This window comes from Streptomyces sp. M41, from assembly GCF_043673425.1.
GTDB lineage: Bacteria > Actinomycetota > Actinomycetes > Streptomycetales > Streptomycetaceae > Streptomyces.
In genome coordinates this window covers 259,403-278,275 of sequence record NZ_JBIMKE010000008.1, presented here as the reverse complement: position 1 = coordinate 278,275, position 18,873 = coordinate 259,403, and the positions used below count along the sequence as shown (strand labels likewise).

17 protein-coding genes and 1 pseudogene are annotated in these 18,873 nt (G+C 72.4%); 11 read left to right on the top strand and 7 right to left on the bottom strand.

Annotation, left to right across the window (positions count from 1 at the left end):
* Positions 1-108 precede the first annotated feature (108 nt).
* From ACHBTE_RS14380 to ACHBTE_RS14370, 3 genes are all read left to right on the top strand, one after another.
* Positions 109-1,029 carry an aminoglycoside phosphotransferase family protein gene (locus ACHBTE_RS14380; RefSeq protein ID WP_394724166.1) on the top strand — a complete coding sequence of 307 codons (921 nt, stop codon included), beginning with the start codon at positions 109-111 and terminating at the stop codon, positions 1,027-1,029.
* A 268-nt stretch (positions 1,030-1,297) separates the two neighbouring features.
* On the top strand, positions 1,298-1,831 hold the full coding sequence (locus ACHBTE_RS14375) for a hypothetical protein (RefSeq protein ID WP_394724165.1): 534 nt from the start codon (positions 1,298-1,300) through the stop codon (positions 1,829-1,831).
* Positions 1,832-1,949: 118 nt separating this feature from the next.
* On the top strand, positions 1,950-2,741 hold the full coding sequence (locus tag ACHBTE_RS14370) for a class F sortase (protein WP_394724164.1): 792 nt from the start codon (positions 1,950-1,952) through the stop codon (positions 2,739-2,741).
* Here ACHBTE_RS14370 and ACHBTE_RS14365 read toward each other — a convergent pair.
* Complete coding sequence (locus ACHBTE_RS14365; RefSeq protein ID WP_394724163.1) at positions 2,679-3,080, bottom strand: winged helix-turn-helix transcriptional regulator; 402 nt, start codon at positions 3,078-3,080, stop codon at positions 2,679-2,681. The genes ACHBTE_RS14370 and ACHBTE_RS14365 overlap by 63 nt on opposite strands.
* A 202-nt stretch (positions 3,081-3,282) precedes the next feature.
* Between ACHBTE_RS14365 and ACHBTE_RS14360 the strand changes: the two genes are divergently transcribed.
* Positions 3,283-4,122 (top strand): NAD(P)-dependent oxidoreductase, encoded by an 840-nt coding sequence (locus ACHBTE_RS14360; RefSeq protein WP_394724181.1) that lies wholly within the window; start codon positions 3,283-3,285, stop codon positions 4,120-4,122.
* Positions 4,123-4,173: 51 nt separating this feature from the next.
* Here ACHBTE_RS14360 and ACHBTE_RS14355 read toward each other — a convergent pair whose 3' ends face one another.
* Entirely contained in the window at positions 4,174-4,956 is a 783-nt protein-coding gene (locus ACHBTE_RS14355; RefSeq protein WP_394724162.1) for a sulfite exporter TauE/SafE family protein, read from the bottom strand.
* A gap of 280 nt (positions 4,957-5,236) precedes the next feature.
* Between ACHBTE_RS14355 and ACHBTE_RS14350 the strand changes: the two genes are divergently transcribed.
* The 3 genes from ACHBTE_RS14350 to nirD are packed head-to-tail and all read left to right on the top strand — an operon-like array spanning position 5,237 to position 9,419.
* Positions 5,237-6,454 carry an NAD(P)/FAD-dependent oxidoreductase gene (locus ACHBTE_RS14350; protein ID WP_394724161.1) on the top strand — a complete coding sequence of 406 codons (1,218 nt, stop codon included), beginning with the start codon at positions 5,237-5,239 and terminating at the stop codon, positions 6,452-6,454.
* Positions 6,454-9,072: a nitrite reductase large subunit NirB gene (nirB, locus tag ACHBTE_RS14345; RefSeq protein ID WP_394724160.1), complete on the top strand. Its 2,619-nt coding sequence runs from the start codon at positions 6,454-6,456 to the stop codon at positions 9,070-9,072. Before ACHBTE_RS14350 ends, nirB begins: the two co-directional genes overlap by 1 nt.
* Positions 9,069-9,419, top strand: a complete 351-nt coding sequence (nirD, locus tag ACHBTE_RS14340; RefSeq protein ID WP_394724159.1) for a nitrite reductase small subunit NirD — start codon at positions 9,069-9,071, stop codon at positions 9,417-9,419. Before nirB ends, nirD begins: the two co-directional genes overlap by 4 nt.
* Here the strand turns inward: nirD and ACHBTE_RS14335 are convergent.
* The 3 genes from ACHBTE_RS14335 to ACHBTE_RS14325 are packed head-to-tail and all read right to left on the bottom strand — an operon-like array spanning position 9,394 to position 13,045.
* A complete protein-coding gene (locus tag ACHBTE_RS14335; RefSeq protein WP_394724158.1) occupies positions 9,394-10,347 on the bottom strand; it encodes an oxidoreductase in 954 nt (317 codons plus the stop codon). The two genes, nirD and ACHBTE_RS14335, sit on opposite strands and share 26 nt — an antisense overlap.
* Positions 10,348-10,385: 38 nt before the next feature.
* Positions 10,386-12,443 (bottom strand): SulP family inorganic anion transporter, encoded by a 2,058-nt coding sequence (locus tag ACHBTE_RS14330; protein WP_394724157.1) that lies wholly within the window; start codon positions 12,441-12,443, stop codon positions 10,386-10,388.
* Positions 12,440-13,045, bottom strand: coding sequence for a carbonic anhydrase (locus tag ACHBTE_RS14325; protein WP_394724156.1), 606 nt, complete (start codon positions 13,043-13,045; stop codon positions 12,440-12,442). Before ACHBTE_RS14325 ends, ACHBTE_RS14330 begins: the two co-directional genes overlap by 4 nt.
* Positions 13,046-13,234: 189 nt before the next feature.
* Between ACHBTE_RS14325 and ACHBTE_RS14320 the strand changes: the two are divergent.
* From ACHBTE_RS14320 to ACHBTE_RS14305, 4 genes and pseudogenes are all read left to right on the top strand, one after another.
* Positions 13,235-13,624: pseudogene (locus ACHBTE_RS14320) on the top strand (response regulator transcription factor); the annotation flags it as partial.
* Positions 13,625-13,657: 33 nt separating this feature from the next.
* Positions 13,658-14,374, top strand: coding sequence for a winged helix-turn-helix domain-containing protein (locus tag ACHBTE_RS14315; RefSeq protein WP_394724180.1), 717 nt, complete (start codon positions 13,658-13,660; stop codon positions 14,372-14,374).
* Positions 14,371-15,855: an ATP-binding protein gene (locus tag ACHBTE_RS14310; RefSeq protein ID WP_394724155.1), complete on the top strand. Its 1,485-nt coding sequence runs from the start codon at positions 14,371-14,373 to the stop codon at positions 15,853-15,855. Before ACHBTE_RS14315 ends, ACHBTE_RS14310 begins: the two co-directional genes overlap by 4 nt.
* A 262-nt stretch (positions 15,856-16,117) precedes the next feature.
* The gene (locus tag ACHBTE_RS14305) at positions 16,118-17,275 is read left to right on the top strand and encodes an alkaline phosphatase PhoX (protein WP_394724154.1); all 1,158 of its coding nucleotides are present in this window, start codon (positions 16,118-16,120) and stop codon (positions 17,273-17,275) included.
* A 22-nt stretch (positions 17,276-17,297) separates the two neighbouring features.
* Here the strand turns inward: ACHBTE_RS14305 and ACHBTE_RS14300 are convergent, their stop codons facing one another.
* Together ACHBTE_RS14300 and ACHBTE_RS14295 are read right to left on the bottom strand one after the other, a co-directional pair.
* The gene (locus tag ACHBTE_RS14300; protein WP_394724153.1) at positions 17,298-17,639 is read right to left on the bottom strand and encodes a hypothetical protein; all 342 of its coding nucleotides are present in this window, start codon (positions 17,637-17,639) and stop codon (positions 17,298-17,300) included.
* Positions 17,640-17,740: 101 nt separating this feature from the next.
* Positions 17,741-18,739, bottom strand: a complete 999-nt coding sequence (locus ACHBTE_RS14295) for an RNA polymerase subunit sigma-70 (protein ID WP_394724152.1) — start codon at positions 18,737-18,739, stop codon at positions 17,741-17,743.
* Positions 18,740-18,873: the final 134 nt, after the last annotated feature.

The window sequence follows — 18,873 nt, the reverse complement described above, 5'->3', positions numbered from 1 at the left end:
CGATGCTCCGCGACGGCACCTTCTACGACCCACAGCCCGCCCCATCAGCTTGACGAAACCCATAGGGGCACCCCCCCCACCGCCAACTCCCCGTCGCCACGGAGGCTCATGTCCGCGCCCGCGAAGATGCACGCCGACGAGCTGGACATCGACGAGACACTGGTCGCCCGGCTCGTCGCCGAGCAGTTCCCCCGGTGGGCGGGGCTGCCGGTGGTGCGGGTCGAGTCCGCCGGGACCGACAACGCGATGTACCGGCTGGGCGCCGACATGGTGGTGCGGTTGCCGCGGCTTCCGGGCGGGGCCCATCAGGTCCGGCGGGAGCAGCAGTGGCTGCCGCGGCTGGCGCCGCGGCTTCCGCTGGAGGTGCCCCTGCCGCTGGGGCTGGGGGAACCGGGCGCGGGCTACGGACTGCCCTGGGGCGTGTACCGCTGGCTGGACGGTGACAACGCCCACGACATGCCGTTCACTCGACCACTGGACGCAGCAGCCGAGTTGGGGCGTTTCACGGCGGCGCTGCGGGCGGTGGACGCGACCGGTGGTCCGGCGTCCTTCCGCGGCGACCCGGTCGCCCGGCACGACGGACCCGTCCGGGCCGCGATCCGGGACCTCGGTGCCGTCGGCATGCTGGACGCGCGGCTGGCGACCGCCCTGTGGGAGGAGACCCTCCGGCTTCCGCAGTGGGCCGCCGCGCCCGTCTGGCTGCACGCCGATCTCCTCCCGGGCAATCTGCTGACCCGCGCCGGGCGCCTCACCGCGGTCATCGACTTCGGCGGCCTCGGCGTCGGGGACCCGGCGGCCGACACCATCGCGGCATGGGCGGTCTTCGACGCCGGGGCACGTGAGGTGTTCCGGGCGGCGGCCGGCCTCGATGACACCACGTGGGCCCGGGGGCGCGGATGGGCCCTGTGCTTCGGGCTGACGGCGGAGCACTACTACGGCGAGCGCTGCGGGAACGGGACGAATCCGGTGCTGGCGGAGGTGGCTCGGCGGACCGTCGGTGAAGTGCTGGCGGAGTACGGGGGCGGGTGAGCCCGCGGGTCACCCGTTCACACCCCGGCGCCCCGACCATCCGGTTTCTCTTCCGCGCCGCACCCGCAGGGCCGCGGTGACCTGCTGAAACGGCTTCGCGCCAAGGGGTGCGGCCTCGCGCGGCGACACCCGTTCAGCACATTTCCGACGCTGTCTCGACAAGCGCTCCCGCCCCGCTGGCCCTTACCTCGAAAGGGCAGGGCTCGGCCGAGGCGGCGGCACTTGGGGGTGCCGCGGGTCATGGGCCCGTGCGCTCGGAGGAGCATCGATGCGACGTACCGCCCGTCTGCTGACCGGGACCGCGCTGGCCGTCGGCGCCGTCGGTCTCGTCGTCACGCCCGCGTACGGCGTTGACGGTGGCGGTGACGGTGGCGGTCTGGAGGTGTATCCGTCGTCGGTGGTGCCGGGCGGTCAGGTCACGGTGAACACGGCGGACTGCGGTGCGGGCGGTTCGGCGGACGGTGACGCCAGCGCGGTGGGTGCCGGTTCCTTCCCGCTGGCGCCAGGCGGGCACGAGCAGGAGGCGGGCGGGCAGTTCCGGGTGCCGCCGAGCGCGCAGCCGGGGACGTACGAGATCGTCGCGACCTGCGCCGACGGCGGGCGGCGGGTGACGGGGGACCTCGTGGTCACGCTGACGGCCGCGCGCGGGCAGGTGCATCCGCGAGGAAGTGTGAAGACGGGGGTCGGCGGTGCTCTCGGCGCCGACCCCGTGCAGACCGCGGCAGGCGTGGCGGCTCTCGCCGTCGCCGCCGCGGGCGGTACCTGGCTCCTGCATCGCCGGGCGAGAGGCGACGGGATCTGACGGACACCCTCCGCTGTCCGTCGACCGGTACCGCATGTCCCCTCCCCCTCCGGGTCCGACGCCCCTCGCGGCCCGGAGGGGGACGAGGGCGGCCCCAGGGAGAGTCCAGGAGGCTCACGTGCGCAGTCACCGCAGCGTCGGTAACGCCGCCATAGCCGCGGTCACCGCCCTGGCCCTGTGCTGCGGCGCCTGGCTGCTGCACAACGGCGCCGAGACACACGCCCCGCCGCAGCCCTCCGCCGCACAGGCGGGGGAGGCAGGGCAGGCGGGGGAGGCGGGGGAGGCCGGAGGGAACGGGGAGTCCGGAGCGGGCTCCGCGACGGAATCGGCAAGGACCGGAAGTCGGGAGCCCGGGGTCTCCGGGACCCCCGAGCCGCGCGCCTCGCACACCGGCCCAGGTGCCCGCGCCTCGCACACCGGCCCAGGTGCCCGGCCCTCGGCCGCCGCCGCGCTACCTCCCTCGCCGCCCGCGCGCATCCGCATCCCCGCGATCCGCGTCGACGCGCCCTTGATGGGCCTGGGCCTGACGAAGTCCGGCAGCCTCGACGTCCCGCCCGCCGAGCGCGAGAACCTCGCCGGGTGGTACGAGGCGGGCACCACGCCGGGCGAGCGGGGTACCGCCGTTGTCGCCGGGCATGTCGACAACGCCGACGGGCCCGCCGTCTTCTACCGACTGGGCGCCCTGAAGAAGGGCAGCACGATCGAGGTGGACCGGCGCGACGGCGGGACTGCGCTGTTCACCGTGCACGCCGTCGAGGTGTACGACGCGAAGGCCTTCCCCGACGCGAAGGTGTACGGCCCGGCGCCGCGCCCCGAGCTACGGGTGATCACCTGCGGCGGCGGCTACTCACGGACGACCGGGTATCAGGGCAATGTCGTGGTGTTCGCGCACCTCACCGGCAGCCGCTGACCGCTGCTCGCGAGGACCCAGGATGTTCTCCCGTCCCCAGGCCCCCAGCGGTCCCAGCGCGTCGTTGAGCGACAGGCCGAGCGGCGTCAGGGAGTACTCGACGCGCGGCGGCACCTCGTCGAACGCCGCGCGGTGGACGATGCCGTCCGCCTCCAGCTCCCGCAGCTGCGCGGCGAGCACCTTCTCGGTCACCCCCGGCAGCTCCCGGCGCAGCGCCCCGAAACGGCAGGGACGTTCGTTCAGCGCCCACAGGATGAGCACCTTCCACTTGCCCCCGACCACGTCCATCGCCGCGTCGATCCCACAGACGTACGCCCCCGGCCGCCGTCCGATCGCCATGCCGCCCCTCCCCTGCCTGGATGCTTTCCCGGCGGTAACCACCCACTCGGAAGTACGTACTTGAGCAGGCCGTTCCTCTGCGACGAGCCTAAACGCCATGACTGACAACCACGCCATCACAGGCAACTCCGACGGCCAGGCCGACAACCCGGTGGACCCCCGCTCGCCCTCCCCCGCCCTCACCCTCCTCGGCACCGGCGCCATGGGCACCGCCCTGGCCCGTGCCTGGCTCGCCGCCGGTCACCCCGTCACCGTCTGGAACCGCAGCCCGGCCCGGGCCGAGCCGCTGGCCGCGCTGGGCGCGACGGTCGCCGCGAGCGCCGCCGAGGCGGTGGCCGCGAGCCGGCTCGTCGTCGTCTGCCTGCTGGACGACGCCTCGGTCGGCGAGGCCCTCGACGACACCGACCTCACCGGCCGCGACCTGGTGAACCTCACCACCGGGACGCCCGCCCAGGGCCGTGCCCGCGCCGCCTGGGCCGAGGCGCGCGGCGCCCGTTTCCTGGACGCCGGCATCATGGCCGTACCGCCGATGATCGGGGCCGCGGGTTCGGGAGCGTACGTCTTCTACAGCGGCTCGCCCGGCCTCTTCGAGGAGCACGCCGCCACCCTCGCCGTCCCGGCCGGCACCCGGTACGTCGGCGCGGACCCGGGGTTCGCGGCGCTGCACGACGTGGCGTTGCTGAGTGCGATGAGCGGCATGTTCGCGGGCGTCCTGCACGCCTTCGCGCTGATCCGGCGGGAGGACATCGCGCCCAAGGACTTCGCGCCGCTGCTCGTGTCCTGGCTCGGCGCGATGACGCCCGCCGCGTACCAGGCCGCCGAACAGCTGGAGAGCGGCGAGTACGGCGAGGACGTCGTCTCCAACCTCGCCATGCAGGTGGCGGGCAACGCCACCCTGCTGGCCACGGCCACGGAACAGGGGGTGAGCCCGGAGCTGCTGACGCCCTACATGGCCCTGCTGGAGCGATGGCAGGCCGAGGGCCACGGTGACGAGGACACGACCGGAGCGGTCGAACTGCTGCTGCGCGGAGAAGAGTCGTAGGCAGGCCGGCCACTGCTCGTCGGTCACGGCTCGTCGGTCACGGCTCGTACGTCAGGCCACCCACTGCTCGTACGCCAGGTTCGCCACCAGCGCGAACACCACCGTCAGGAGCACGACCCGGACGAAGCCGCTGCCCTTCTTCAGGGCCGTGTGCGCGCCCAGCGTGCCGCCCGCGAGGTTGAACACGGCCATCAGCGCGGCCAGTTGCCACAGGACCGTGCCCTGCCAGGCGAAGGTGGCCAGGGCCCCGGCGTTGGTGCAGCAGTTGACGATCTTGGCGGTGGCGGAGGCCGTGACGAGGTCGAGGTGCAGGACGGCGGTGAGGGCGAGGACCAGGAAGGTCCCGGTGCCGGGGCCGATCAGTCCGTCGTAGAAGCCGATGCCCAGGCCCGCGAGCCCGATCGCGGCGAGCACCTGGCGGCGGGTGGCCGGGCCCGTCGCCGGTGCGGTACCGAAGGCGGGGCGCAGGATCACGAAGGCGGCGACACCGAGCAGCACCACCATGATCACCGGCTTCAGCACCTCGGTGCTCATGCCGGCCGCGAAGAACGCGCCGCCGGAGGAACCCGCGAGTGCCGCGAGGCCGATGCGTACGGCGAGGCCCACGTCCACCGGCGCCTTGCGGGCGTATGTCACGGCGGCGCCCGTGGTGCCGACGATCGCGACCGCCTTGTTGGTGCCGAGCGCATAGGCGGCCGGGGTGCTCGCGGGCAGGCCGAGCAGCAGCGCCGGGAGCAGCAGGAGTCCGCCGCCGCCGACCACGGCGTCGATCCAGCCGGCCGCGAGGGCGGCGAGGCACAGCAGGACGACGGTGGTCAGCGATATGTCGGGCATGATCGCGACCCTAGGCGGCGCCCGCGCGTGCCGTCCATGCGACTTGAGGGACTCCTGAGGTAGGCGGTTCCTGCGGCCCGAGGGACTCCTGAGGTAGGCGGTCCTGCGGCCCGAGGGATTCCCGAGGTGAGCGGTCCGGCCGCCGAGCCCGTCTCACAGCCCGTCCACGCCACGCCGCCCGAACCCTCACATCGCCCCCGGGCCCTCGCTGAGGGCAGCGTTCCTCGCGGGAAACAGAGGTGATGCGGTCGGGAAACACCCGCCCCGCACGCTCGATGCCATGACCTCGAATACGCGTGTGGTGGTGATCGGCGCCGGCCTCGCGGGCGTACGACTCGCCCGGCGGCTCGGCGAGCTCGGCACGCCCGTGACGCTCGTCGGCGACGAGGAGCACCGCCCGTACAACCGGGTCCTGCTCGCCGAGGTGCTGGCGGGCCGCTACAGCCCCGACGTGATCGCCCTGCCGGCGCCCGCGCGGCTGACCCGCGGCCGGGTCACCGGGATCGACCGTCAGGTGCGAGCCGTACACCTCGCGGACGGTTCGGAGATCGCATACGACACGCTCGTGCTGGCCACCGGCTCCAACCCGGTGCTGCCGCCGCTGCGCGGCCTGTTCACCGCCGACCATGTGCTGCCGGAGGGCATCCACGCCTTCCGGACGATGGACGACTGCCTGGGGCTGTCCAAGGCGGTGCGGCCCGGCGTGAAGGCGGTCGTGATCGGCGGTGGGCTGCTCGGGGTCTCCGCGGCCCGCGCGCTCGCCCGGCGCGGCGCCCAGGTCGTGCTCGCCCAGCAGGGCGAGCGGCTCATGGAGCGCCAGCTCGACCCGAACGCCTCCAAGCTCGTCCAGCGGCATCTGAAGGATCTCGGCGTGGAGATCCACACCGAGTGCCGGGTGCGGGACGTGCGCTGCGTGGGCGGCGCGGTCCGCTCCGTCGAGATGCACGACGGCTACGCCCTCGACGCCGAACTCGTCGTGCTGGCCTGCGGCGTGCACCCCCGCACGGGCCTCGCGCAGTCCGCCGGACTCGAGGTGCGCAAAGGGATCGTCGTCGACGACGAGCTGCGCACCAGCGACCCGCACATCCGGGCGATCGGCGACTGCGCACAGCACGACGGCACGGTGTACGGCCTCGCCACCCCCGCGCTCGAACAGGCGGAAGTCCTGGCCGAGCTGCTCTCGGGCCGCCGCCCGCACGCGCGGTACACCGGTACCCGCGCGCTCACCCGGCTGACGCTCGCCGGACACGACTCCCCCTTCGACCTCGCCGCGTTCGGCGAGACGGAGGCCCTGCCCGGCGACGACGTCGTGCAGCTGACCGACGCCACCCGCGGCACCTACCGCAAGGTCGTCGTCCGCGACGACCGCCTGGTCGGCGGGGTCCTCGTCGGCGAACTCGGCACCGTCGGCGCGCTCGCCCGCGCCTGGGAGTCGGCGGAGCCGCTGCCCGACGACGCCCCCCTGCTCCACCTGCTCACCAACGATGGAGGCTCCTGATGACCGCCACCCCGGAGGCCACGGAGGCCACCCCCACGATCGTGCTCGTCGGCCATGGCATGGTCGGCCAGCGCTTCCTCGAAGCGCTCGCCGAGCGCGGCCTGACCGCCACGCACCGCGTGGTCGTGCTGTGCGAAGAGCCGCGCCCGGCGTACGACCGCGTGGCGCTCACCTCGTACTTCTCGGGCCGGACGCCCGAGGACCTGTCCATGACGGACATGGAGTTCATCAAGGACCACGGCATCGAGCTGTACGTGGGCGACCCGGCCGAGCGCGTCGACCGCGAGGCGAAGGAGGTCACCGCCCGGTCGGGCCAGGTCTTCCGGTACGACGTCCTCGTGCTGGCCACCGGCTCCTACCCCTTCGTACCGCCGGTCCCGAACAAGGACGCCGAGGGCTGTTTCGTCTACCGCACGATCGAGGACCTGCTCGCGATCGAGGAGTACGCGAAGACGAAGGCGACGACCGGTGCCGTGGTCGGCGGCGGTCTGCTGGGCCTGGAGGCCGCCGGCGCGCTGAAGGGTCTCGGTGTCGAGGCGCACATCGTGGAGTTCGCGCCGCGGCTGATGCCGGTGCAGGTCGACGACGGCGGCGGCGCGGCGCTGCTGCGCACCATCGAGGACATGGGCCTGACCGTGCACACCGGGGTGGGCACCCAGGAGATCGTCGTCGACGAGTCCGGTGCCGTGACCGGCATGAAGCTGTCCGACGGTTCCGAACTGGCCACCGGCATGGTGGTGTTCAGCGCCGGTGTCCGCCCCCGCGACCAGCTGGCCCGTGACTGCGGCCTGACCGTCGGGGAGCGCGGCGGCATCGCCGTCGACGAGCAGTGCCGTACGGTCGCCGACCCGCAGGTGTTCGCGATCGGCGAGTGCGCGCTGGCGTCGGACGGCCGGGTGTACGGCCTGGTCGCCCCCGGTTACGAGCAGGCCGAGACGGCCGCCGCGACCATCGCCGCCGACGAGGCCGCCTTCGTCGGCGCGGACCTGTCCACCAAGCTGAAGCTGCTCGGCGTGGACGTGGCGTCCTTCGGTGACGCGCACGGCACCACCGAGGACTGCCTGGACGTGGTGTACTCCGACTCCCGCGCGGGCCTGTACAAGAAGCTGGTCATCGGCCGGGACGGCACCCTGCTCGGCGGCATCCTGGTCGGTGACGCGGAGGCGTACGGCACGCTCAAGGCGTTCACCGGTTCGGTACCGCCGGTCTCCCCCGAGTCGCTGGTGCTGCCGGCCGGTGCCGGGGCGCCCGCCCAGCTGGGTCCGTCCGCGCTGCCGGACGACGCGGTCGTCTGCTCCTGCCACAACGTCACCAAGGGCACGATCCGCGGCGCGGTCACCGACCACAAGTGCACGACCGTGCCCGAGGTCAAGAAGTGCACCAAGGCCGGCACCGGCTGCGGCTCCTGCGTCAAGGTGCTCGGCCAGCTGGTCACCGCCGAGCTGGAGGCGTCCGGCGTCGAGGTCGACAAGGGTTTGTGCGGCTGCTTCGCACAGACCCGCGAGGAGCTCTACGAGATCGTCCTCGCCCTGCGCATCAACACCTACCAGGACCTGCTCGACCGCTACGGCCGCGAAGGCGCCCGGGGCGGCGACGGCTGCGAGATCTGCAAGCCGGCCGTCGGCTCGATCATCGCCTCCCTCGCCCCGACGATCGGCGCGAGCGGATACGTCCTGGACGGTGAGCAGGCCGCCCTCCAGGACAGCAACGACCACTTCCTCGCCAACATCCAGAAGAACGGCTCGTACTCGATCGTGCCGCGCATCCCCGGCGGTGAGATCACCCCGGAGAAGCTCATCGTGATCGGTGAGGTGGCCCGCGACTTCGGCCTCTACACCAAGATCACCGGCGGTCAGCGCATCGACATGTTCGGCGCCCGCGTCGAGCAGCTCCCCCTGATCTGGGCCCGCCTGGTGGATGCCGGCTTCGAGTCCGGTCACGCCTACGGCAAGTCGCTGCGCACGGTGAAGTCCTGCGTCGGGCAGACCTGGTGCCGCTACGGCGTCCAGGACTCGGTCCGCATGGCGATCGACCTGGAGCTGCGCTACCGGGGGCTCAGGTCCCCGCACAAACTGAAGTCGGCGGTCTCCGGCTGTCAGCGCGAGTGCGCGGAGGCCCAGTCGAAGGACTTCGGCGTGATCGCCACCGCCAACGGCTGGAACCTCTACGTCGGCGGCAACGGCGGCGCCACCCCGCGCCACGCTGACCTGCTGGCGCAGGACCTGTCCGACGCCGAGCTGATCCGGCTGATCGACCGTTTCCTGATGTTCTACATCCGCACCGCGGACCGCCTGGAGCGCACGTCGACCTGGCTGGAGCGGATCCCCGGCGGCCTGGACCATGTGCGCGAGGTGGTCGTCGAGGACTCCCTCGGCATCTGCGAGGAGCTGGAGTCCCTGATGACGGCCCATGTCGCGCACTACCGCGACGAGTGGGCGGAGACCATCAACGACCCCGAGAAGCTGTCCCGCTTCGTCTCCTTCGTGAACGCCCCCGACACCCCCGACCCGGTCGTCGGCTTCGTCGCCGAGCGCGACCAGATCAAGCCCGACCTGCCGTTGCTGTCCATCGGTATGCGACCCGACGCTGAAGTCCTGGAAGGAAGCGCCCAGCGATGACCCTGGCCCCCGAGACGACCGACCTGAAGGTTCAAGTACGCCTCAGCGACGACTGGTTGACGGTCTGCGACCTGACCCATCTGCTGCCGGGGCGCGGGGTGGCGGCCCTGCTGCCCGACGGCAACCAGGTGGCGCTGTTCCGCGACCGCGCGGGGGAGCTGTACGCCATCGACAACCGCGACCCGTTCGGCGGCGCGGCCGTCCTCTCCCGCGGCCTGACCGGCAGCCACGCGGGCCGCCCGTTCGTCGCCTCGCCCCTGCTGAAGCAGCGCTTCGACCTGGAGACCGGGCGGTGCCTGGACGACGAGGCGGTGCGGGTGGCTACGTACGAGGTGCGAAGCGCCTGAAGGCGACGTCCGTCGTCACCCCCGTCAGCCACTCCGACGCCTCCCAGAGCCGTTCTCCCGCCTCGTCGTCCAGGGTCCAGCGCGCCCGCCGCGACGGGGCGGGTGAGCCGCGCCAGCCGGCGAAGGACGGGCCGGTGAAGGAGTCGGGGCGGACGCCGGGGGCGGTCGCGGCGTACAGGGTGGGCAGGGCGCCGGCCTCGGCGGACTGGGCGAGGACCCGGTTGCCCAGCCGGACGAGCCGCTCGGCGGCCCGGCGCCCCGCCATCCGCGGCCCCGCTGCCTGGAGCTCGGTGTCCGCGTACCCGGGATGGGCCGCGGCGGCCACCACGTCCACGCCCTCCCGCGCCGCGAGGCGGCGCGCCAGCTCGTGCGTGAAGAGCAGGTTGGCGGTCTTGGACCGCGCGTAGGCGATCCAACGCCGGTAGCGGCGCTCCCCGTTGAGCTCGGCCAGGTCCACATCGGCCAGTGCGTGCAGCGGGCTGGAGACGGTCACCACCCGCGCGCCCGGAGTCCCGAGCAGCGCGGGCAGCAGCCGGCCGGTGAGCGCGAAGTGCCCCAGATGATTGACGCCGAACTGCGTCTCGAAGCCGTCCACCGTGGTGCCGTACGGCAACGCCATCACCCCGGCGTTGTTCACCAGCAGGTCGAGCCGGTCGTACGGGAACTGTCCGACGAAGTCCCGTACGGAGCCGAGGTCGGCGAGGTCCAGGTGCGTCAACCGGAGCCGTGCGGCCGGGACTTCGGCCTCCACGGACATCCGGTCCCGGGCCGCCGCACCCCGCGCCTCGCTGCGGCAGGCGAGCACCACCTGGGCACCCTTGCGCGCCAGCTCCCGCGCCGTGACGTAACCGAGCCCGCTGTTGGCGCCGGTGACGACGGCGACGCGACCGCGCTGGTCGGGGATGTCGTGCGCGCTCCAGCCGGCCATCGCGGGCTCCTTCCGGTACGGACGGCCCGGGATCCAGTCTACGAGCGGTGGGTGCTCGCGTAGTCGCCGTGGGCTTGGCCGTATCCGCCGTGAGCCTGGCCGTGTCCGCCGTGAGCTTGACCGTGTGCGCCGTGAGGCAGACCGTGGTCGCCGTGAAGCCGCCCGTGGCCGCCGTGGACAGGGCCATGGCCGGTCTGTCGCGCGCCATGGTCGGCGGGTTCCAGGCCGTAGTCGCCGTGACCTGGGTCGTGGTCGCCGTAGCCCCGCTCGTGGTCGACGTGGCCGTACTCCTGGCCGCCGTGGCCGTGCTCATGGTTCGCCGGGACGGGTCGCGTGTCCAGGTAGAACCATTCGGCGTCCGGGCCGGGGGCCGACCGCCCTGGGGAGGTCGGTGGCGGGGACGGGACCTGGCCCGGCCCGGGCGCGGCCGTGGTGGCCACGGGTGGCTCCGTGGGCGCCGGTCCCGGCATCAGCAGTTCCACCCGGGTGCCGAGCCCGCGTTGCTGTGCCGTGAACTCCTCCACCTGGTTGCGGCAGGCGTGGTCCAGGTGGGTCACGCCGGTCAGGTCGAGGCGGATGCGCGGCTTGCCCGAGGCCGCGGCGCCCTCCAGGGCCTCGATGACCTGGGGCAGCCGTAGGAACGTCGCGTTGCCGGCCATGACGACCTTCGCGGTGTCGTCCTCGACGTGCTGGCGGATCACCGTCTGCGACATGCGCAGGGCGGCGAGCACGATCCCGGCCGCGAGGCCGATCAGGACGCCCTCCAGCAGTGCCGTCGCCACGATGACCAGGGTCGTCACCGTCATGACGACGAACTCGCCCCGGTCCTGCCGCCACATCTTCGGGAACTCCTGCGGCGCGAACAGCTTCCAGCCGCTGTGCACCAGGACGCCCGCGAGCACCGAGATCGGGATCAGTGCGAGCACCTGCGGCAGCAGCAGCGCGAAGGCCAGCAGCCACAGGCCGTGCAGGGTGCGCGACAGGCGGGTCTTGGCGCCGGCCTGGACGTTGGCCGAGCTGCGGGCGACGACCGCCGTGACCGGGAGGGCGCCGAGCACGCCCGCGATGGTGTTGCCGGCGCCCTGGGCGATGAGCTCGGTGTTGTAGCGGGTACGCGGGCCACTGTGCATCCGGTCCACGGCGGCCGCGGTGAACAGGCTCTCCGCGGAGGCGATGACCGTGAAGGTGAGGATGGAGCCGATGACGGCGGCGTTGGCGAGTCCCGCGAACTGCTCGGCCCCCGGCGGCTGTACGGACGCCAGCAGATTGCCGACCTGGAGCGTCTTCACGTCCACGCCGGGCAGCGCGGCGACCGCGATGCCGATGCCGACCGCGACCAGTGCGGCCGGGACCTTCTTCGCCGGGCCCGGCACCTTGTTCCACAGGAAGCTCAGCACGATCGTGGCGACACCGAGCAGGGTGGCGATCATCGCCTGCGGGTCGGTCAGGATGTCGGCGAACAGGCCCGGGATGCCCGCCATGTTCTCGATCGGCGTGCCGGGCGCCTTGGCGTCGGCCACCGGGTACGCCTGGCTGAACATCAGCGGGAGCCCGATGCCCGCCAGCATGCCCTGGACCACGGCGATGGAGATCGCCTGGAACATCCGGCCCAGACGTACGACGCCGAGGACGATCTGAAGGAGGCCGGAGAACAGGACGATCACGCCGAGCATCGCCAGGCCGTGCCGCAGCACCGTCTCCGCGACCAGTGCGGCGAGTCCGGCGGCCGGGCCGCTGACCTGGAGGGTGCTGCCCCGGACGGCGCCGACGACGAGACCGCCGATCACGCCGGAGATGATCCCGAGCTCGGCCGGGACTCCGGAGGCGACGGCGACGCCGATGCACAGGGGAAGGGCGACGAGGAAGACGACGAGGGAGGCGGTGATCTCGTTGGCGAGGTCGGGCTTGGCGCCCTTCCCGGGCTTCACCGGCTTCCCGCCCCCGGCCGCCCCGATGCCGGGCGTCTCGATGCCCGGCGTCTCGATGCCCGGCGTCTCGATGCCCGGCGTCTCGATGCCGGGCGCACCGGAGGCCCCGGCCGCCCTCGATGTGCCGACCTTGGTGCGCGTACGACCGCGCGCATGCGCCCCGCTCATCCGCTATGCACCCGGAACCGGCCGTCGTCCTCCAGCTCGTGCACCTGACCGGTGTCGACCTCGTAGTACCAGCCGTGCAGCCGCAGCCGCGCCGCCTCCAGACGCCTGCGTACCACGGGGTAGGTCCGCAGCACGGCAAGCTGGTTGACGATGTTGCCCTGTGCCACGTCCGGCAGTGACGGGTCGTCGGACGCGGTCGCGAGGACCGGCACCAGTTCCGGACGGGCCAGGCGCAGCCACGCGTCCACACCGGGCAGCGCCGAGAGGTCGTCGCCGGACTTCAACGCCCCCATCGCACCGCAGTGTGAGTGACCGCACACGACGATGTCCTGAACCCCGAGCACCTCCAGTGCGTATTCGATGGTGGCCGCCTCACCGGACGCGCCCGGGCTGCCGTACGGCGGCACGATATTTCCCGCGTTGCGCAGCTCGAATATCTCACCGGGCCGCGCACCGGTAATCAGTGCGGGTATCACCCGGGAGTCCGAGCAGGTAATGAAGAGCGCCTCGGGATATTGTCCCTCGGCGAGTTTCCGGTATTCACCGCTCTCGAATTCGACCTGCCGCCCGAACGAGCGCGCATGGTCCAGCAATGCCTTCAACGTAGCCTCCTCGATGGGGAGTTGACCAGGTCGTCTCACCGTAGAGCAGGCCACACCAGACGAAGGTTAAGCGAAGGCAAGCGCCCGCACAGAAATTGGCCATTCTTTGGCGCACTGTTCTGCAAGGGCCTGTTTCTTGTAGCGTGTTCAGGCCAGGGCAGAGAAATAAGAATTCGAGAGACGGGACCCATGGGCATACACGTGCTGCTCATCGAGGACGACGAGACGATCGCCGAACCGCTCACCGAGGGCCTGGCCCACTTCGGGCTGAGGGTGGATCACGTCACCACCGGGGCCGAGGGGTTGAGAAGGCCGTACGGCGACGTCGTCCTGCTCGACCTCGGGCTGCCGGACATGGACGGGATCGACGTCTGCCGCGGCATCCGGCAGGTCTCGGACGTGCCGGTCATCATCCTGAGTGCGCGGGGTGAGGAGGCCGACCGGGTCCTGGGGCTTGAGCTCGGGGCGGACGACTATCTGGCGAAACCGTTCAGCGTCCGGGAGCTGGTGGCGCGGGTCCGTGCGGTGACCCGCCGGACCCAGCGCACGGAGGCGGCGGCCGAGGGCGGGGACCCGCCGGCGACGGCGGACCGTGCGCGGCCGGAGGCGCTGGTGGAACGGCTGCGGACGGAGGCGGTGGCCTACCGCGAACGCGCCGAGGCGGTGGTGGAGCGGTTGCGCGCGGAGGCGCTGGCGGAACGTGACCGCACGCGGGGGGCGTCGGAAGGCAGGCACGCACGGACGACGGCGGAACACGGGAGTACGCCGACAGCGACGGAACCCGGGCGCACGCAAGCAGCGGCGGAACACGGGCGCAGGCAAGCAGTGGCGGGGCACGGGCGAACGCAAGCGGTGGCGGAGCCGGCGGTCGCACCGCCACCCGCTTCGTACGAGTACACGCTGTCCGCGTCGGACGAGGCCGCGCCGCCGCCGTCGGACAGGTCCGCGCGGCCGAATCCGGACGGGGACGTCTCGTCGGCTCCCGGATCGTCCCCCGCATCGCCACCCGGCGAGGGCCCCGGCCCGCTGGTCGTGGACCGCCGTACCCGCCGGGTCTGGGTCGGCGAGTCGCCCGTCACGCTCACCCCGAAGGAGTTCGAGCTGCTGGCGCTGCTGGCCGAGGACGCGGGCGCGGTCTACTCCCGGCAGCAGATCCTGGACCGGGTGTGGGACCCGCACTACGAGGGCCCGACCAAGACGCTGGACGTGCATGTCGCCTCGCTGCGGCGGAAGTTGGGCGACCCGGCGTGGATCCAGACACTGCGCGGGGTCGGCTTCCGGCTGGCGGTGCAGACCGAGCCGGACGGCCGGCGGGTGCCCTCCCCGTGACCCGCCGGCTGCTGCTCAGCTATCTCAGCCTCGCCGCGCTCGTGCTGCTCTGCCTGGAGATCCCGCTGGGCTTCATGTACTCGCGCAGTGAGCGGGAGCGGGTGGTGAACGCGGCGACGGAAGAGGCGGAGTCCGTCTCTGCGTACGCCTCGCTGTCCCTCAGCACGGGCCGCGCCGCACGGGACCTGCCGCGCCGGGTGGTCCACTGCGCCGAGCGGATCGGCGGCAAGGTGGTGATCGTGGACGCCGTAGGCACTCTGCTCGCCACCTCGCATCCGCGGGCCGCCGTGATGTCCTCCGACCTCGCGTCCCGACCCGGCATCGCGGCGGCCCTGCGCGGCACCTCCACGGTGGACGTCCGTACGTCGACCATCGGCGGTGTCGAGTATCTGTCGGTCGCCGCGCCGATCCAGCGCGATGCGCGGATGCAGGGTGCGGTCTGGCTGACGTTGCCGACGCAGACCGTGCACGAACGCGTCCATCACGTCTGGCTGTTGCTGGGCCTCGGCGGGCTCGGGGTGCTCACGGCGGTGGCCGTGGTCGGGTTCGCCATCGCCTGCTGGGCGGGCCGGCCCATCCGTGAACTGGAGCGCGCCACGCACGAGTTGGCCGAGGGCGGCCGGGCCACGCCGGTGACCATGACGAAGGGTCCGCCCGAGGTGCGCCGGCTGGCCGCCGCGTTCAACCGTACGGCGGCCCGGCTCGGGCAACTCCTCGCCGCGCAGCACGCGTTCGCCGGCGAGGCGTCCCATCAGCTCAAGACGCCGCTCGCGGCACTGCGGCTGCGGCTGGAGAACCTGGAGCCGAGTGTCGCCACCCGCGGCCGGGGCAGTCTCGCCGCGGCCGTGACCGAGACGGACCGGCTCTCCCGGATGGTGGAGGGGCTGCTGGCGATGGCGCGGCTGGAGGAGAGCGCGGCGACGCCCGGTCCGGTCGACGTGGGGGCGATCTGCGCGGAACGGCACCGCACCTGGCAGCCGCTCTTCGAGCAGCAGGGGGTTTCGCTCGTGCTGTTCGCCGGGAGTGTGGGGCCGGTGCTGGCCGTGCCGGGCGCGGTCGAGCAGATCGTGGACAATCTGCTGTCCAACGCCCTGCGGGCCTCGCCGTCCGACAGCACCGTGACGATGGAGCTACGGCTCCATGTGCCGGCCCGGCGCGCTCTGCGGGACGCCCGCCCGGCCTGGGTGGACCTGCACATCACCGACGAGGGCCCCGGGATGACGTCGGAGCAGCGCGCCCGCGCCTTCGACCGTTTCTGGCGTGCGCCCGGCGCCCCCAAGGGCGGCACGGGGCTCGGCCTGTCACTGGTCCAGCGGCTCACCCACGCGAGCGGCGGCGAGGCGAGCCTGCACGCCGCCGCCGCGGGCGGCCTGGACGCGGTGATCCGCCTGCCGTCGGCGGAGCCGCAGCGCGAGGTCCATGGGCAGGGGGGTGAGCGGCCGGGGCAGCGCAAGCGGCACTTGCCGGCGTTGCGGACGTGAGCCCGGGCACGGCGGCCGGCGTCGCCGGGACGGAGGGGATGCCGCTCCCTCAGTGCCGCTCGTTCGCACCCACGGACAGTGCTCGCGAGCGCACACAGTCAGCTCTCGGACGCGCCGTCCTGCGGCCATGCGGTGGCCACGGTCCGTCCACCGAGCGCGCCTAGTTTCCATGCCGCCCCACCACATCCACCAACCCACACCCCCCACGCACGACCCCGCCGTCGACCGGCGGCGGGGCGGTACGGCACCTCCTGGAGTGAGAGTGGAACGTCGTAGCCTTCTGCGTGCGGCCGTCCTCGGCGGCTCGACGGCCGTGTTCGGCGGAACCCTGTGGCGCGGCGCCGCCGAAGCGGCTCCCGCCCAGCCCGGCGCCGGCCCCTACGGGCCGCTGGGCTCCCCCGACGCCAACGGCATCAGACTCCCGAGCGGCTTCACCAGCCGCGTCATAGCCCGCTCCGGCCAGACGGTCACGGGCACGTCGTACACCTGGCACAACGCTCCCGACGGCGGCGCCTGTTACGCGGACGGGGCGGGCTGGATCTACGTCTCCAACTCCGAGATCAACCCGAGCGGCGGGGCGAGCGCGGTGAAGTTCTCCTCGACGGGCGCGATCACGGGCGCGTACCGCATCCTCTCCTCCACCCGGCAGAACTGCGCGGGCGGCAAGACGCCTTGGAACACCTGGCTGTCCTGCGAGGAGGTGTCGCTCGGCTACGTCTACGAGACCGACCCGTGGGGGACGAACCCTGCGGTCAGGCGGGCCGCGATGGGCCGTTTCAAGCACGAGGCGGCGGCGGCCGACCCGGTGCGCAAGGTCATCTACCTGACCGAGGACGAGACGAACGGCCGCTTCTACCGCTTCGTTCCGACGACATGGGGCGATCTGTCCTCCGGCACGCTCCAGGTGATGGTCGCGGGCAGCGCCACGAGCGGTTCCTTCACCTGGGCGAACGTCCCCGACCCGGACGGCTCGCCCACGGCCACCCGCTCCCAGGTGTCGGGCTCGAAGTCCTTCAACGGCGGCGAGGGCTGCCACTACGCCAACGACACGGTCTGGTTCACCACCAAGGGCGACAACCGCGTCTGGCAGCTCAACCTCACGTCCAACACCTATGAACTGGCCTACGACGACTCCCTCGTCAACGGCACGGCCCCGCTCACCGGCGTCGACAACATCACCGGCGCCTCCTCCGGCGACCTGCTCGTCGCCGAGGACGGCGGCAACATGGAGATCTGCGTGATCACCCCGGACGACGTGGTCGCCTCGTTCCTGCGGATCGACGGCCAGTCGGGCTCGGAGATCACGGGCCCCGCCTTCTCACCGAACGGCTCCCGGCTGTACTTCTCCAGCCAGCGCGGGACGTCGGGGAGCTCGTCGGGCGGCATCACCTACGAGGTGACGGGGCCGTTCCGCACGTAGCGGCACCGCAGCGGGCGGGTCGTCACAGCACCTTGTACGTCAGCTCGTACAGGGACTGGGACAGCGCGCCGATCGCCTGCGTCCGCTCGCCGAGGCCGACTTCGGAGGGGATGATCTTCGCCCCTCCGATGAACTTGACCTTGCCCGACGCCTCGTTCAGTTCGTGCAGGACGACGTCGATCGACGGCTGACCGGAGAACGGCACGAACCGCTCGTCGAACTCGAACACGTCACCGTCGCGCATGCGGACCTTCTCGAAAGTACCGCCGTCGCCTCTGCCGACGAGGATCTCGTCGGCCCCGTCCGGGTCCTGAACCCTCTTCGCCTCCAGAAACAACAGCTTGGCGAAAGCCGCAGCAGCCATGCCGAATCTCCCATGCTCCCGTTTGCACGCGTTTGCCAAGTCGTAACACGCGCATCCGGGCCGCGCACGCCGGGAGACTCCCCTGGACTGCCGGCGTACGGCTATTGCGTGCCGTCCGCCGGCAGTCGCTCCGGCAGTCCGAGCCGCGGGAACTGGTCGTCGTGGAACGTGACGATCTCGGTGATCGCCCCGCCGGTGACGCGCAGGACGTCGATCGTCAGCGGCGCATACGCGCCCCCTCGCTTCCCCTGGATGTAGAAGGCGACGGCGGGCTGCCGGTTCACGGCGGTGGGGATGGCACGCAGGCCCGTCATGCCCTCGAAGCCGCTCTCGATCCAGTACTTCACGACCGTGTCGCGGCCGACGTACAGGCCCGGCGTGGGAGGCATCGAGCTGCGGACGTCGTCCCGCAGCATCGACGCGAGCGCCGGCACGTCCGTGGCCACGCTGGCGTCGGTGTAGCGGCGCACCAGCTCGCGCGTCCCGGCGTCCTGTTCGCCGCCGGTCCAGTCCTGCCGCTCGACGGGCAGATGCTCCCGCATACCGGCGCGGGCCCGCTGCAACGCGCTGTTCACCGAGTTGACGGAGTCCCCGAGGCACTGGGCGACGTCCTTCGCCGGCCAGCCCAGCACGTCCCGCAGGATCAGCACGGCCCGCGGGCGCGGCGCGAGGTGCTGCACCGCCACCACGTAGGCCAGCTCGATCGTCTCCCGGGCGACGGCGACGGCCTCCGGCTCGTCCGCGTCGCCCGCGGGCAGCTCGTCGAGCAGCCGGTCCGGGTAGGGCTGGAGCCACAGCACCTCACCGCCGGTCGCGGGCTCCGGGCGCTTCTTGGCGAGCAGGTCCAGGCAGGCGTTGGTGGCGATCCGGTACAGCCAGGCCCGGAACGTCGACCGCCCCTCGAAGGTCTCCCGCCGCCGCCAGGCCCGCAGGAACGTCTCCTGCACGGTGTCCTCGGCGTCCTCGAACGACCCGAGCATCCGGTAGCAGTGCACATGCAGCTCCCGCCGGTGCCGCTCCGCCAGCCCCGAGAACACCGGCTCGTCGACCTCACCCAGCCCGCTCACGCCCAGCTCCGCCAGCCGCGTCTCCGCACTCATCACGCCATCCTTCCGCCGCGTCCTGTCCTGTCGTAGGTGTGACGGGCGAAACAACGAAAACTCATCACCGGGACCGACCGGCCTCGGCGGAGCGGCCCGACCGCACCGGACGCGACAGAGGGCGGCACCCCCGC

Coding starts and splice junctions, on each gene's coding strand:
- ACHBTE_RS14380 (WP_394724166.1), top strand. CDS start 109: ATGTCCGCGCCCGCGAAGATGCACGCCGACGAGCTGGACATCGACGAG.
- ACHBTE_RS14375 (WP_394724165.1), top strand. CDS start 1,298: ATGCGACGTACCGCCCGTCTGCTGACCGGGACCGCGCTGGCCGTCGGC.
- ACHBTE_RS14365 (WP_394724163.1), bottom strand. CDS start 3,080: ATGGCGATCGGACGGCGGCCGGGGGCGTACGTCTGTGGGATCGACGCG.
- ACHBTE_RS14360 (WP_394724181.1), top strand. CDS start 3,283: ATGGGCACCGCCCTGGCCCGTGCCTGGCTCGCCGCCGGTCACCCCGTC.
- ACHBTE_RS14355 (WP_394724162.1), bottom strand. CDS start 4,956: ATGCCCGACATATCGCTGACCACCGTCGTCCTGCTGTGCCTCGCCGCC.
- ACHBTE_RS14350 (WP_394724161.1), top strand. CDS start 5,237: ATGACCTCGAATACGCGTGTGGTGGTGATCGGCGCCGGCCTCGCGGGC.
- nirB (WP_394724160.1), top strand. CDS start 6,454: ATGACCGCCACCCCGGAGGCCACGGAGGCCACCCCCACGATCGTGCTC.
- nirD (WP_394724159.1), top strand. CDS start 9,069: ATGACCCTGGCCCCCGAGACGACCGACCTGAAGGTTCAAGTACGCCTC.
- ACHBTE_RS14335 (WP_394724158.1), bottom strand. CDS start 10,347: ATGGCCGGCTGGAGCGCGCACGACATCCCCGACCAGCGCGGTCGCGTC.
- ACHBTE_RS14330 (WP_394724157.1), bottom strand. CDS start 12,443: ATGAGCGGGGCGCATGCGCGCGGTCGTACGCGCACCAAGGTCGGCACA.
- ACHBTE_RS14300 (WP_394724153.1), bottom strand. CDS start 17,639: ATGGCTGCTGCGGCTTTCGCCAAGCTGTTGTTTCTGGAGGCGAAGAGG.
- ACHBTE_RS14295 (WP_394724152.1), bottom strand. CDS start 18,739: ATGAGTGCGGAGACGCGGCTGGCGGAGCTGGGCGTGAGCGGGCTGGGT.